Genomic DNA, 14,814 nt, shown 5'->3' on the forward strand with positions numbered 1-14,814 from the left:
CAGATATTTGCCAAAGGTGCTAAAGAAGCAGGTGATCAGATCTGGGTTGCCCGTTATTTGTTAGAAAGAATAGGCGAAACCTATGGTGTATCTATCAACTGGCATTGCAAACCATTGGGTCAATTAGACTGGAATGGTTCGGGCATGCACGCTAACTTCTCAAACACTACTTTGAGGACCGCAGGAGATAAAGAAGTTTACACTAAGATATTGGAAGCTTTCCGTCCTGTTGTTGCCGAGCATATCGCAGTTTACGGTGCCGATAACGATCAGCGTTTAACCGGTAAACACGAAACCGCTTCAATCCACGATTACAGCTACGGTGTATCCGATCGCGGTGCTTCTATCCGCATCCCGCTGTACACTGTACAAAAAGGCTGGAAAGGTTATTTGGAAGATCGTCGCCCTAACTCGGCTGCCGATCCGTACAAAGTTGCCGCTGTTATCATCAAAACTGTAAAATCAGCTAAACTTTAATACAATTTATTAAGTATGAAATCCCTTGAGCGCAAGTTCAGGGGATTTTTTTTGCAATTAACTTTCCGTTATCAAACAATACATATGCTTATCCGTACATAGGTTTAGCTTATATTTGCTTTACCTAAATAATCTATTCACTGAACTGGCATCATGGATAAACAACAGATAATAAAATACTTACAAGAACATAACATACATAAAATAAAGTTCGCTTTCGCGGATATTGACGGTATTTTGCGCGGCAAAATCATTCATCAGCAAAAATTTATCGATGGGCTCGAGGCCGGTTATGGCTTTTGCGATGTAGTGTTCGGTTGGGACAGTAACGATAATTGTTATGACAATGTGGACCTTACAGGCTGGCATACAGGCTATCCCGACAGGCCTTGCCGTATCGATATTTCCACCATGCGGAATATACCCTGGCAAGACGATACCCCATTCTTCCTGGCGGATTTTAGTAAAGCCAACGGCGACGATTTGCATGCCTGCCCGCGCAGCTTGCTAAAGCGCATCACCAAACAAAGCGAAGGCATGGGGTACTACCCGGAGTTTGCACAGGAGTTTGAATGGTTCAATTTTAAAGAAACGCCGCAAACTTTACAGGATAAAAGCTTTGCCAACATCCAACCTTTAACACCGGGTATGTTTGGCTATTCAGTTTTGCGCACCTCGCAGCAAAGCGCATTTTATTACGACCTGTTTAATTTGCTCGAAAAATTTAACATCCCGCTCGAAGGCCTGCATACCGAAACCGGCCCCGGCGTGTATGAAGCCGCCATCCTGCACGACCATGTTTTGGCTGCTGCCGATAAAGCCGTATTGTTTAAAAACGCCGTAAAAGAGATTGCGTCTATGCACGGCATCACGGCATCATTTATGGCCAAATGGAGCGAAGAGCTGCCGGGCTGTAGCGGCCACATCCACCAAAGCCTGTGGGGCATGGATAAGAAGAGCAACCTGTTTTACAGTAAAGATGATGCGCACAACATGAGCGAGGTAATGCAACAATACCTTGCCGGGCAGTTATATTGCCTCCCGCATTTGCTGCCCATGTATGCGCCAACCATCAACAGCTATAAACGCCTGGTAGAAGGGGCCTGGGCGCCAACCACCGTTACCTGGGGTTTTGATAATCGTACCGCCGCCCTGCGCGTGCTGCACCCCTCAAAAAACTATACCCGTTTAGAAACCCGCATCCCGGGTTCCGATAGTAACCCATACCTTGCCATGTCGGCAGCGCTGGCATCAGGTTTGTACGGCATAAAACATAAATTAAAGCTGGATACCGAACCGACAGTTGGCAACGGTTACCAGAATACCAAAAGCGGCAAACTGCAATCCAATTTATACCAGGCTACCGTTGATATGCAAAACTCGGCTATAGCCAAAGAATTGTTCGGCGAAGGTTTTGTTGACCACTTTACGCAAACCCGCTTATGGGAATGTAAACAATACGCCAAACACGTAACCGATTGGGAATTGAAGCGTTATTTTGAAATTATTTGAGCCTTTGTTTAACCACAGAGGAAACAGAGAAAAAAAAACACAGAGTTACACAGAGTGCAAGTATGACTGATAATGAAATTTCGGGGACTATAATTGGAGCGTCTATTGATGTTCATAAGGTTTTAGGGCCGGGTTTGTTAGAAAGTGCTTACAAAGAATGTCTGTATTATAAACTTGTTCAATGCGGCTTATATGTGGAAAAGGAACGGGCAATGCCCTTGATTTTTGAAGAGGTTAGATTAGATTGCGGTTATCGGATTGACATTTTAGTTGAAAATAGAATAGTTATCGAAGTTAAAAGTGTTGAAGCATTGAATGATATTCACATGTCTCAAACTTTGACCTATATGAAGCTTGGAAATTACAAATTAGGGTTATTGATCAACTTCAATGTTTTGATGTTGAAAGATGGAATTAAACGAGTAATAAACGGATATTAGCTCTGTGCCTGTCTGTGCAAACCTCTGTTAACTCTGTGGTTAAAAGAATTAAACAACAATGAACTATCCTTCCATCATAAAAAAAGCCTGGCTGGGTTACGATGCCTCAAAGCATATCCGCAGTATTGAAGATATCAGCGCAATGGTGTCTACTAACCATGTGTTCCAGATTACTTTCGAGGATGATGATATCATTATCGCCAAACTATCCACATACGGCAAATACGAGCATTTTAAAGAAGATCACCGTATCATCCACGCCCTGTCGAACAACCTGCTTTATCCTTTCGAAAATCTGGTGGCCAAATCGCTGCTAAAGAATAACAGGGTTTATACCTATCGCTACAAATGGCGTAAAAACGATGCCTGGGTGGTGTTTTATAACCCGGTGCGCATCGATCAGCGCTTACCGCGCAGGTTAGATGATCAACATATCCGTACCTTAGCCAAACAATTCGCTAAATTTCATAAAGCCTGTTTTCGTATAAAAAACGTGATACCCAAATCCTCAAAAACATTGGGTACTGATATCCGCATATTACTGGAACAACTCGAAACTACTCCCGAAAAGTTTGGCACGGAAGAAGAGATCGCAATGATAAAACAACACTGCGAAGTGTTCTTAAAAAACCGGGCAAAGTACAACGCCATCGGCTCATTAGGTACCATACCCGTATTTATCGACTGGAATATCGGCAATTTTTCGGTGAACGATAAGATACAATTGTACTCCCGCTGGGACTACGATTGGTTCAGGATGAGCAGCCGCATGATGGACTTTTATTTCTTCAGCAGGGTAGTATCCGATGCCGGTGACCGTACCGTTTTTAGTTATCGGATAGACACGATGATGGAAGACCGCTTTATGCTATTTTTAGAAGAATATCATAAAACATATCCCTTAACAGCACACGAGATACATTTTTTGAAAGATGCCTACCGTTTTTTTATACTCAACTATGTGATAAAAGACGGCCGCCATTTTTTTAACGAACAATATGCCACCAAACTGCAACGGGAAGCATTGGATATTTACCTGCCTTCGATCAACACAGATTTTAATGCCGATAAAATAATCGATGCCCTTGGTATCGCCACTCACGAACCCGATTTTAGCAAATAACCCTGTTTATTAGTACCTTGCAGATTAAATGACCGAACTCCAAAATTTTAAAGAGGTAATAGACCAATACAAGGTCATATTTTTTGATTCGTTCGGCGTCATCAAAAACTATATGGGCCTGGTCCCGGGCGTAAAAGAAACCTTTGCCTATCTGGAAGAACAAAACAAGCAATATTATATTGTTACCAACGATGCCTCGCGCAGCCCCCTGCAATTGGCCGAAGGCTTTCATAAAATGGGCCTTACGGAGATACAGGAAGATCATGTCATCTCATCGGGCATGCTGGCGAAAGAGTACCTCGACCTGAAGGTACACGATGGCATCGTGGCCTACCTCGGCACCATCGATTCGGCACACTATATTGAATCATCCGGCCTGCACACTTTGCCGGTAAACAGCATCAACGAAAGCAATATCGATCAGGTTAACGCCCTGGTTTTACTTGATGACGAAGGCTTTAACTGGTTTAGCGACCTGAACAAGACCGTGAATATTTTACGCCGCCGCAATATCCCTACCATTGTGGCCAATACCGATGGATCGTACCCCTTAAACGTAAACGAAGTATCCATCGCCATTGGGGGCATCGCCAGTATGTTGGAAAGCATTGTGGGCAAACGCTTTATCCGCTTTGGCAAGCCCGACTCACAAATGTTCATGTTCGCTTACGATTTGGTGCGCGAGCGTACGCCCACCATTAGCAAAAGCGATGTGCTGATGATAGGGGATACCCTGGGCACCGATATATTAGGAGGCAACAAATTCGGTTTAGATACCATGCTGGTATTTACGGGCAACACACTACAGCACGATGCTGAAATACGCATTAACTCGTTGGGGATAGTCCCAACCTATATTTGCGCCTCTGCCGCCGTTTAATGAGAATTAATTTGTTTTTTTATAAATCCATTTTACTTCATCTGTCCTGAACGGCAATGCCGGCAGTCCTGCTGCGTTTACCAGATTAGGGTTAGCGGTTTCCGTCCACGCAAAGCGTGCATTGGTTGGACTGGCAACACCATTTGCCGACAGTATAATCGTATTTCCTTTTATTTCGGCATTCGCGTCAACGTAATTACCATCGGTGCCTGCAATGCTAAAAAAGTTTAAGGGTTTACCGTCGCTGCTTTTAAGGCCTTGCGCGTTGTTGAAGTACAAGAAAAGCTTGTCGCCCTTAACTTCCATGCTTTTGTAGCGCGGGCCGCTGTAAACGGTGTTTTTATAACCATAATCCTTGGCTAATGCAACCAAGGCCATCCTGCGTCCAACTTCCCATTTATATGAGGGATGTATGTTCCTCAAATCATCCACAAGGTCGGTAACGGTGATGATATCGGTGTAAGGGATGCTAAGCGACTCAATTTGCTGTTCCCAAAACTCCGGGAGCGTTTGGTCGGTATGCGGCACATGGTCTTTGCGTTTGGTATAATAATAAGGTGCAATCAGTACCGAATAGAACGGTGCTTTGGGGTTGTCAAACTCTTTTCGCCAATTGTCTATCAGTGCCTGCATTTTGTCGGCATAACGTCCCGGTTTTTCGTTTATCATACAATTCGATTCGCCCTGGTACCATAAAAACCCGTGCAACGCGTATGGCGCAATAGGGTGTACCATGCTTTTGTACATTTTACCCGTAGCCGAACTATCAATGTTCGTGGCGTTTTCGCCCTTAAAAGCAGGCTCGGCGGCATAAGCATCGGGCGATGTCCAGGGCTCAATGCGGCTACCGCCCCAAGCCGCCTGTATTATGCCGATAGGGATATGCAGCTTGTTATAAATATTTTTTGCAAAGTAGTACCCCACTGCCGAAAACTGCTCCAGTGCCGTACCGCCCGATTCATTCCACCCCTTGGAGGTAACATCGGGCAGGCTGTAAACCTTTTCTACTTTAAATAAACGGATATTTGGGGCCGTTACGGCCAGTTCCAACGCTGCACTGTCAATTCCCTTGGCCGGTTTTACATAACCTGTGCCCAATTTCATTTGATACTCCATATTCGATTGCCCGGAGCAAAACCAAACTTCGCCGATAACAATATTGCCCAGTTTAATGATGCTCGTATCCGAAGTAATGAGCATTTGCTGCCCCTGGTCGTTAGCACCCATTTTGTTGAGCGTAACTTTCCAATAACCATTAGCATCGGCAATAACTGTTTTCTGCTGACCTGCAAAGCTCACTTTTACCGTATTGCCTGCTTTTGCCCAACCCCAAATGGGTACTGGGGCATTACGCTGTAAAACCATATTATTTCCAATAATTTTAGGCAACGTGATCTGCGCGTTAGCCGTAATAGTAAAAAACACAAGGGATAAGAAAGCTAAAAAATTCTTTAGTTTTTGATAGGCCATATTTAAAAAATGAAGGTTTATATTGAAGCGTAAATATACTATTTTAGACCATTGGGAGTTAATATTATCGTTATAGCGACATCCTTATAAAAGGTAAAAATTAATGCTTTACGATTAAATTTATTACTTTTGAAATTTACTGATTAAGCCATTTGATTAAATGCAAACCCATGTTTAGCCCTAAAATTTTTATAATAGGGATGTTTTTATTGTTATGCACCGGCATCGCTAAAGCTCAATGCCCGCAAAACATTGGATTTGACTTTGGCGATTTTACCAATTGGCAGGGTGCAACAGGTGGTATAGCAGCTGATGGTACTATTGCGATGACTTCACAAGGTATAGTATCCGGTCGGCATACCATTTTTTATGCTAAAGACAAACAAATTGATCCATACGGAAAGTTTCTCATCGCAAGCCCCAATGGTAGTAGTTGTTGCGTGAGGCTCGGCAATACTAATGCGAACAAACAAGCCGAACAATTAACATACACTTTTACTGTACCGGCAAACGACCCCGATTATAGCCTGATCTATTATTACGCGTGTGTGTTGCAAAACCCCGGCCATTTACCCTACCAGGAACCCCGGTTTACCGCCAACGTATTTGATGTTACCGATAACCAATACATCAGTTGTGGCGGTTATTTGTTTGAGGCGAGTTCCAATTTGCCCGGGTTTAAAACTTCATCTGTTAGTAACACGGTTTTATATAAAGATTGGTCGGCTGTTACGGTAAACTTGTTAGGATATTCAGGGAAAACGTTAAGGCTTGAGTTTACTACTAACGCTTGCAGTTTAGGTGCACATTTTGGTTACGCATATTTGGATATTAACCAAAACTGTACCTCCCCGGTTTCGGGCAATGTATATTGCGGTAATACGACAGGGTCCGCAACTTTGATCGCCCCCGCAGGCTTTCAGGCTTACTATTGGTATAAGGGTACCGATTATTCCAACATCATAGGGCAAAATAATGTACTGATCGTTAATCCCGCCCCCACGGTAGGTACTACCTATTCGGTACGTATTGTGCCTTATCCCGGTATTGGTTGCGAGGATACCATACATACAACCATTCAGCAAACGGAACCCCTTATTTTAAAATTAAAAGACACAATTACCCAATGTAAGCTGCCAAGCGTCGACCTGACTGATACCAGCATCGTATCGGGCAGCACGTCCGATTTCACCTATACCTATTATACCGATTCGTTGGCGGTAAACAGCCTCATCGGCCCGCAGGCCGTCACCAAAAGCGGCACATATTATATCCAGGGTACAACGCCGGGCGGGTGTTCAGTAATAAAACCCATCGTATTGCTCATCGGTCAGGCAAACTTAAACATTACCAACCCGCCACCCGTCTGTGTCCCATCCACTGTCGATCTTACCGCATCCGCCGTAACAGCCGGCAGCGGTGCCGGCACGCTTACCTATTGGCTGGATACATTAGCTACAAATAGCTTGGCCAACCCTAAAGCAGTCACGGCATCCGGAACGTATTATATCAAATTGATCAGTCCCGAAGGCTGTACGGCTATTAAAGCGGTCAAAACTATCATCAACAGTTTTCCAACCTTGGCCATCACTAACCCGGCCCAAAATTGCGGCATTACCGATATTACGGCTCCGGCAATAACAAAGGGCAGCAGCACCGGCGCGACTTATACCTACTATACCGATTCACTTTGCACGGCACCCATAGCCAACCCTACCAATGTTACCATAAGCGGTAAGGTCTATATAAAAGCTTCGGTACCAGGCGGTTGTTATACCGTTGCACCCATTATGATAACCCCTCCCGAAACGCTTAACCTCGTTGTGCCCGATTCGGTTACAGTATGTGTTATACCCGGCCTCGATTTGACAAAACCAGCCATAACAGCCGGTAGCAATACCGATTTTACCTACAGCTATTTTAGCGACCCCTCCGGAACTACCCCTTTACCTAACCCAAAGGACATTAACGCAAGCGGTACCTATTATATTAAAGCTACAACGCCGCTTGGCTGCTCGGTGATAAAGCCTGTTAAGGTAATCGCGCTTGCGGTCGGCAATTTTACCATAACCGATCCTCCGCAGGTTTGTGAGCCCGTCACGGTCGATATTACCAAAGCCATCAACTATAGTGCTAATTTTACCGGTACTATCGGTTACTGGAAAGATGCCGCCGCTACCATCGCTTTAAACAATCCAACCGCGGTCGACTCAACAGGCACCTATTATGTACAATCGTTAAACAGCAATGGTTGCCCTAATACCCAGCCCGTACATGTAATCGTCAACAAATTGCCCGTGGTAAACATAACCGATCAGTCCGGCTGTTATTTTGTTGATATTACCAATGCGAGGGCAACAGCCGGGAGTAGTACAGGTCTTAACTTTACTTACTGGCTCGATGCCGCAGCAACCCGGCCTTTACTGGCACCACAGGCTATTCCAACATCAGGCACGTATTATATCAGCGGGACAACGGCTGCGGGCTGTACGGTTACAAAACCAATAAATGTTAATGTTTACTCATCGCCCGCAATTATTACCATTACAAACCCACCTCCGGTGGTTTATCCCGAGGTGGTTGACCTTAGGACTTCGTTTACGCCTCAAAAAGATATTTTCTATACATTTTGGACAGATTCGGCACTAACCAAACTGTTAACATCGCCGCTGGTTACCAAAGGCGGTAAATACTATATTAAAGCCACTAATTCAAATGGCTGCTATAATCAATATACTGTTGTGGTAACCGTTAACAAACCACCCGATATTGATTTTACCACTAACGTGTTTACGCCCAATGGCGATGGTGTGAATGACGGCTTCAAATTTAAGGTGCCTTTTTATGTAAATCTTAAATCGTTTAAGATTTACAACAAACTGGGCCAGTTACTTTTCCAAACATCCGACCCTAATAAGTATTGGGACGGTAAAGTTGCAGGCCAATTTGTGCCGGTGGCTACCTATTATTGGATATTTGAGGCTTACGATAATTATAGCCAGGTTGAAATAAAGAAAGCCGGCAGTATCAGCGTGGTGAGGTAGCATCCTTTTAAACCTTTTACAAAGCAATAACATTCTTTTTTATAAACTTGCAGTGCAAAAGGATTTGCGCAACTGTTGCTTTATGAACCCAGATTTTTATCATCATATTTTTAAAAAACAACAGCTGGTTGAGGCTGTGCCATCCAATACCGAAATAGCGGGTTGGGCGCAACGGGTTATCCATTTGCTATTCCCTGAACAGGCGAAACAGGTTTTTGATTCGGCGCAGCAAATTGAGGCTGAGTTTTTGGCGCTCGAAAAAGAATTGTCGAACATAATGGATGCCACGCAGGCATGCAGCAATTGCAATAATGATAAGGTTGCCAAAGCATTTTTTAACCAAATGCCACAGCTTTACGCGCTTTTAAATACCGATATACAAGCCATATTTAATGGAGACCCGGCAGCTGTTACTGAGTTTGAAGTGATCAGGACCTATCCGGGCTTTTATGCCATCTTATTTTACAGGCTGGCGCACGCACTGCACCTGCTCAACGTGCCTTTGATACCACGTATATTGACCGAATACGCCCATTCGCACACCGGTATCGATATCCATCCGGCAGCAAAAATAGGAGAGTACTTCTATATCGACCATGGTACAGGTATCGTTATTGGCGAAACGGCAGAAATTGGAAAAAATGTGAAGTTGTACCAGGGCGTTACCTTGGGCGCATTAAGTGTTGATAAGAATATGGCTAATACCAAGCGCCACCCAACGGTTGAGGATGGTGTGGTCATCTATTCGGGCGCCACTATTTTGGGTGGTAAAACTGTTATCGGGCACAATAGCGTGATTGGCGGCAACGTTTGGCTCACCAAAAGTGTACCATCCGGATCCACAGTTTATCATACACCCGAAATTACAGTATTAGTTAATAACGAATAAAATGGCAGGTATTATCGATTTGGTAGGCAACACGCCTATGGCGGAACTAAAAAGGCTCAATCCAAACCCAAACGTTAAAATATACGCTAAACTGGAAGGCAATAACCCTGGCGGTAGCGTAAAGGACCGCCCCGCACTCAACATGATACGCAGCGCCATTGAACGCGGCGATTTAAAACCGGGTATGAAACTGGTTGAAGCCACCAGCGGCAATACAGGCATTGCATTAGCTATGATGGCCAGCCTTTTTGGTATTGAGATAGAACTGGTTATGCCCGACAATTCAACCCGTGAACGTACCTTGACCATGGAGGCGTTTGGCGCGAAGGTTACGCTGCTGGATGGGATAGAAAAATGCCGCGATTACGCCGACGAAAAAGGCGCTACTGATGGATATTTACTATTGAACCAATTTGCCAACCCCGATAATTATATGGCCCATTATAAAACCACCGGGCCTGAGCTATGGCGCGATACCGAGGGCCGGATTACCCATTTTGTGAGCTCGATGGGTACTACAGGTACCATCATGGGATGTTCTCGTTATCTAAAGGAAAAAAATCCGGCAATACAAATCGTAGGCTGCCAGCCTGTGGAAGGGTCGTCGATACCCGGCATACGCCGCTGGCCCGAAGCTTATCTTCCCAAAATATTCGATGCCAGCCGGGTAGACCGCACCATGGATATATCGGAAGAAGAAGCAACTTTAATGGCTCGTAAATTAGCGCGCGAAGAAGGTGTTTTTGCCGGTATGAGTAGCGGTGGCGCTTGCGCTGCAGCGCTAAAAATAGCCTCGGAACTTGAAAGCGGTATCATCGTTTTCATCGCTTGCGACCGTGGCGACCGCTACCTGAGCAGCACTTTGTTTGGATAAATGCCCGGATAAATTATTTCAATAGCATTAAGTAATAAACAATAAATCTCTTCGTTATTTTGTTGTAATTTAATTATTTACCCTTTGGTTAGTTTTAAATAACTAAAGGGCATGGTTAAATCAGGATACAGGTTGGCATAAAACAATTTTGCTTAAACACCCGTATAACTGGCACAAAAAAGCTTTAAAGCGTATGAGAAAAGGATGTTCGGGGCTGATGTGTGCCTTATTACTATTATCATTTATCATCATCAGTTGGACCGCAAAGACAGGCATTGCCACGGAGACGACTGAAAAAAAAGATTCATTAGTTAGCGCCGGTTCATCGGCACCTGTCCAACAGTTTAGCAAATATATTGCCGACATATTTGAAACAGCGCGCCTAAGTGCTTCGGGTTTGGATATGGGTGTTTTTCAGAAAGCGGTTATTGGTTATTGCAACTTGAAGTTGGCCGGTAAGCTCCCGCAAAGCAGTTCGGTGATTACTGTTGTCGATTTTAATAAATCGAGTTGCAGCAAGCGCATGTGGATTATTGACCTTCAAAAAAAGATTTTACTGTTAAACACCTGGGTAGCCCACGGCAATGGCAGTGGCGATGATGTTCCAAGCTATTTTTCGAACGAGCAAAACTCATTTGCAAGCAGTTTAGGTTTTTATGTAACGGATAACGTTTACAATGGCAAGCATGGCAAGTCCTTACGTTTAGATGGTATGGACGAAGGTTTTAACGATCAGGCACTAAAACGCGATATTGTTGTACATGCCGCTCCATATGTATGCGAAGGTTCTATTAATCAATTAGGGCGTCTGGGCCGCAGCGAAGGCTGTCCGGCTGTATCACCCAAAGTGGTTAACAAAGTAATTGATGCCATTAAAGGCAAAACAGTGTTATTTATCAATGCTGATGATAGTAACTACAACTCCAAATATCTTGATGAAAACCTTGCTGCCAACTTTACTTTTGGTAATTCATCAAACCAAAGTACATTAACAGCTTCTTTATAAACAGGATTGAAAATTTTTAAGCGTTGGCAATTTTAAATTGCCAACGCTTTTTTTTGTGATCAGGCCGAAAAATAACGTTGCATGTGGGCATACAGTACAATATCGAGCGCGTAAATATCATGACGGAATTGTATTGTTCCGTTATCGTCTGCCCAACAGGTAATGTAAGTAAAGTAAACCGGTACTTTTTTCGGCAGGTTCAGCTCGGTAGGGTTAACCTTATCTTCTTGCATGTCTTTGGCAATGGTATCGTACTTGGGTCCGTCGCCAAATAGGGCGTGGGCAAAATCCAATGGCTTTTCTAAGCGTACGCAACCATGACTAACATCACGCATTTCTTTTTTAAAGGGCAATTGTGCAGGCGTATCGTGCAGGTAAACATTGGTTTTGTTGGGGAACAGGAACTTGATTTTTCCCAATGAATTGTCAGCCCCCGGCTGCTGTTTAAATGAATAATCATCCGGATTTCTTTTTACTTCGGCCCAGTTGATGGTTTCGCTGTCTTCAATTTTATGACCATTTTTATATACATCAATGTTTTTATTTGACAGATAATAGCGGTCTTTTTCGGCCTCAACAATAATCTCTTTATTAGCTATACTTTCCGGGATATTCCAAACCGGGTTTACTTCGGCCACATAAATAAGACTATTGAGCTGCGGTGTTTCGTGCGAAAAGGGCCGGTCAATTTTATCACTCTCGTCATAATCAACCAAGGTATTCACGTGGTCTTTGTTGCGTCCTTCGCCAACACAAACTTTCATGTTTAACGTCGATTTGCCTTTTTCAATCAAATTCAATTCAAAATTTGGGATGTTTACAATGACGTACCTGTTCTCGGTTGGCTTGTTTTTCCAGCGTAAACGTTCGAGGTTTACCACCAGAATGCGCTGCGTTTCTTCTTTCGACAGGCCGGGTGCGCTCTCGCCACTCTTTAATGCTTTTTGCAATGCAATATACTGAGGGTCTTTTGGTTGTATGCTGTCGAGGTAGCTTTTCATGTCTGTTATGCCGAAAATTCGCGTCATCGATAAACTATCGGGATGTTGTGTTGCTGTAAAATAATTGGCGTATACCTTGCGTGGGTTCATCACCCCAAACTGCAACGCGTTCGAATAATTTATCATGGTGTTGGCTACCAGTATTTCGAGCGTTGCCATATCCTGGTAGGCCTCGGTAGTGGTTTTGATCGCATTTTTGTCGCAAATTGTATTTAATAAAAACCTGATTTTGTTAGCCTGAAAGATTCTGGAATCAAGACCATGCGCTGTTGAGTTATCCAGATAGTCGCATAACGCTTTCAAATTGTTATTGGGTAAATGGTTCATCACAAATATCGGGTCGTTATCGTGCTGACTGTACCAGGCAGTAATTATTTTTGAATTGGAAAGTTTTGGATTTTCATCGGCCAAAACCTTTTGAAAGACAGGGGCGAAGCCCTCCGGTGTAATATCTTTAAACACTTTGTTTTGTGTTTTATCGAACAGGATTTTTCCCATATCCGACCGCGGTTTCTTTTTACAACTTTGAAAGGTTAGAGCTGTAATACAAATAAGAACAGTTAATAAAGGCCAAATTGATTTTTTGATATCAGGGTAGGTCATAGGTATTTGTTAGCGATTTATATACACTATGCAATAGCCATACCAATGTTCAGATTTTATTTTTCTCCAATATCAGTACGGAATGGCGGCGCGGGTAAATTACCTCCGTTATACAAACTGGTAGGAGGGTTGTTGCCCCAGCCATACCTTACCGCAACGGGTTTCGCAATATCAGGGCTCGAAACCACAACGGTATTACCCTCAATTTTTGCTGTGCCCCAAACAAATTTTTTGTCTTCTCCTGCAATGGCAAAACCTTCCAGTTTACCGTTACGGGTAATCAGGCCACCGTCGGTATATTTAAAATGCAGGCGTATGCTATTGCCCTCAACTTCCATCTTATCATACATAGGGCCTGAATACGGGGTATTGATATGGTATGTTATGGCTTCGGCAGCTAAAGCCAGCCGATGGCCTATCAGCTGTTTGTTTTTGCAATGCACATTGTTCATGTTGTTAGGGTCGGCATCATCAATAGCGCAAACCATAGCCGTATTAGGCACTGATAGATTAAGCATTTGCGCCTCGCGTTTTACGGCTTCCTGGCCACCCTTGGCCGGAACCTCTTCTATTGTTTTGCCGATATTAGCCAACTGCACGTAGATGAACGGAAAATCGCCCTGACCCCATTGTTTGCGCCAGTCGGTTATCATGGTTTCGTTTATATCCCTGAATATATTCGCAGTCGGGCTGTTTGATTCGCCCTGGTACCATATTTCGCCCTTAATAGCATAGGGGATAAGTGGTGCAACCATCCCGTTCCATAATACGGTAGCGTTATGTTGGTCGAATACAGGATTAGGGTTTTTTGGCCCGCGCACTTCATCTTTTCCTTCGGCCTTGGCTTTTGCGGCGGCTATTTTCCATTTTTCGCGTGCGGCCTCATAAGCAAGCCTTCCGGCTGTGTCGGCTTGATATTTGGCTAATTTGGCCTCAAAATTATCCACTAAATATTTTAATTTAGGATTTGCCACCAGCGCCTCTTTGCTCGTCCACGCTTCGGCTGTACTCGCACCAAATGCGGTAGTGATGAGACCAATTGGTATTTTGATGCGCTTTTGTAAGTCTCGGGCAAAAAAATATGCCGCGGCCGATACATGCCCTACTGTTTTTGGCGATATCACTTCCCATTTTCCGGGTACTTCGGTTAAAGGTATAGCACTGGGTACGAAATCCGTATCAAATACCCTTATCAATGGATAGTTAGCGCTTTCAACTTCTTGTTTTTCGTTAAATACCCCGCACCAATAACGGTCTTCACGGGCTACCGTCATATCCATATTCGATTGGCCTGAGCATAGCCAAACATCGCCGACATAAACATCGGTGAGCACAATTTTATTGTTCCCCCCCGTAACCGACAATGTAAAAGGGCCGCCTGGTTTTAATTTACTGAGTTTAACCATCCATTTGCCATCGGCACCTGCAACAACGGTTTTAGCCTGCTTGTCAAACTTAACCACAACTTTTTCGCCCGGTATAGCTGTGCCCCAAA

11 protein-coding genes and 1 pseudogene are annotated in these 14,814 nt (G+C 44.0%); 9 read left to right on the plus strand and 3 right to left on the minus strand.

Going from position 1 to position 14,814, the window contains the following annotated elements:
* The 5 genes and pseudogenes from QZX97_RS10415 to QZX97_RS10435 all read left to right on the plus strand — a co-directional run.
* Positions 1-477, plus strand: a pseudogene (locus QZX97_RS10415) (glutamine synthetase); the annotation flags it as partial.
* Positions 478-630: 153 nt separating this feature from the next.
* Positions 631-1,989, plus strand: coding sequence for a glutamine synthetase family protein (locus QZX97_RS10420; RefSeq protein ID WP_295664638.1), 1,359 nt, complete (start codon positions 631-633; stop codon positions 1,987-1,989).
* A 62-nt stretch (positions 1,990-2,051) separates the two neighbouring features.
* Positions 2,052-2,429 (plus strand): GxxExxY protein, encoded by a 378-nt coding sequence (locus QZX97_RS10425; RefSeq protein ID WP_295653198.1) that lies wholly within the window; start codon positions 2,052-2,054, stop codon positions 2,427-2,429.
* 58 nt (positions 2,430-2,487) lie between these two features.
* Positions 2,488-3,552 (plus strand): hypothetical protein, encoded by a 1,065-nt coding sequence (locus QZX97_RS10430; protein ID WP_295664639.1) that lies wholly within the window; start codon positions 2,488-2,490, stop codon positions 3,550-3,552.
* 28 nt (positions 3,553-3,580) lie between these two features.
* Entirely contained in the window at positions 3,581-4,432 is an 852-nt protein-coding gene (locus QZX97_RS10435; RefSeq protein ID WP_295651878.1) for an HAD-IIA family hydrolase, read from the plus strand.
* Positions 4,433-4,438: 6 nt separating this feature from the next.
* Here the strand turns inward: QZX97_RS10435 and QZX97_RS10440 are convergent, their stop codons facing one another.
* Positions 4,439-5,902 (minus strand): sialate O-acetylesterase, encoded by a 1,464-nt coding sequence (locus QZX97_RS10440; protein WP_295651880.1) that lies wholly within the window; start codon positions 5,900-5,902, stop codon positions 4,439-4,441.
* A gap of 200 nt (positions 5,903-6,102) precedes the next feature.
* Here QZX97_RS10440 and QZX97_RS10445 point away from each other — a divergent pair, with 200 nt between their 5' ends.
* The 4 genes from QZX97_RS10445 (at position 6,103) to QZX97_RS10460 (ending at position 11,715) form a co-directional block, all read left to right on the plus strand.
* Positions 6,103-8,946, plus strand: coding sequence for a gliding motility-associated C-terminal domain-containing protein (locus tag QZX97_RS10445; RefSeq protein WP_295651882.1), 2,844 nt, complete (start codon positions 6,103-6,105; stop codon positions 8,944-8,946).
* Between the two features lie 82 nt (positions 8,947-9,028).
* Positions 9,029-9,835 (plus strand): serine O-acetyltransferase EpsC, encoded by an 807-nt coding sequence (gene epsC / locus QZX97_RS10450; protein WP_295651884.1) that lies wholly within the window; start codon positions 9,029-9,031, stop codon positions 9,833-9,835.
* 1 nt (position 9,836) lies between these two features.
* A complete protein-coding gene (gene cysM, locus QZX97_RS10455; protein ID WP_295651886.1) occupies positions 9,837-10,709 on the plus strand; it encodes a cysteine synthase CysM in 873 nt (290 codons plus the stop codon).
* A 193-nt stretch (positions 10,710-10,902) separates the two neighbouring features.
* On the plus strand, positions 10,903-11,715 hold the full coding sequence (locus QZX97_RS10460; RefSeq protein WP_295651888.1) for a murein L,D-transpeptidase catalytic domain family protein: 813 nt from the start codon (positions 10,903-10,905) through the stop codon (positions 11,713-11,715).
* A 59-nt stretch (positions 11,716-11,774) separates the two neighbouring features.
* Here QZX97_RS10460 and QZX97_RS10465 read toward each other — a convergent pair whose 3' ends face one another.
* Positions 11,775-13,214 (minus strand): L,D-transpeptidase family protein, encoded by a 1,440-nt coding sequence (locus QZX97_RS10465; RefSeq protein ID WP_295651890.1) that lies wholly within the window; start codon positions 13,212-13,214, stop codon positions 11,775-11,777.
* Between the two features lie 161 nt (positions 13,215-13,375).
* Positions 13,376-14,814: sialate O-acetylesterase (locus QZX97_RS10470; RefSeq protein WP_295664640.1), on the minus strand; the 1,439-nt coding region annotated here is incomplete at its 5' end.

Origin of the sequence: uncultured Mucilaginibacter sp. (assembly GCF_903893715.1) — a bacterium.
In the GTDB taxonomy this organism is placed as follows: domain Bacteria; phylum Bacteroidota; class Bacteroidia; order Sphingobacteriales; family Sphingobacteriaceae; genus Mucilaginibacter.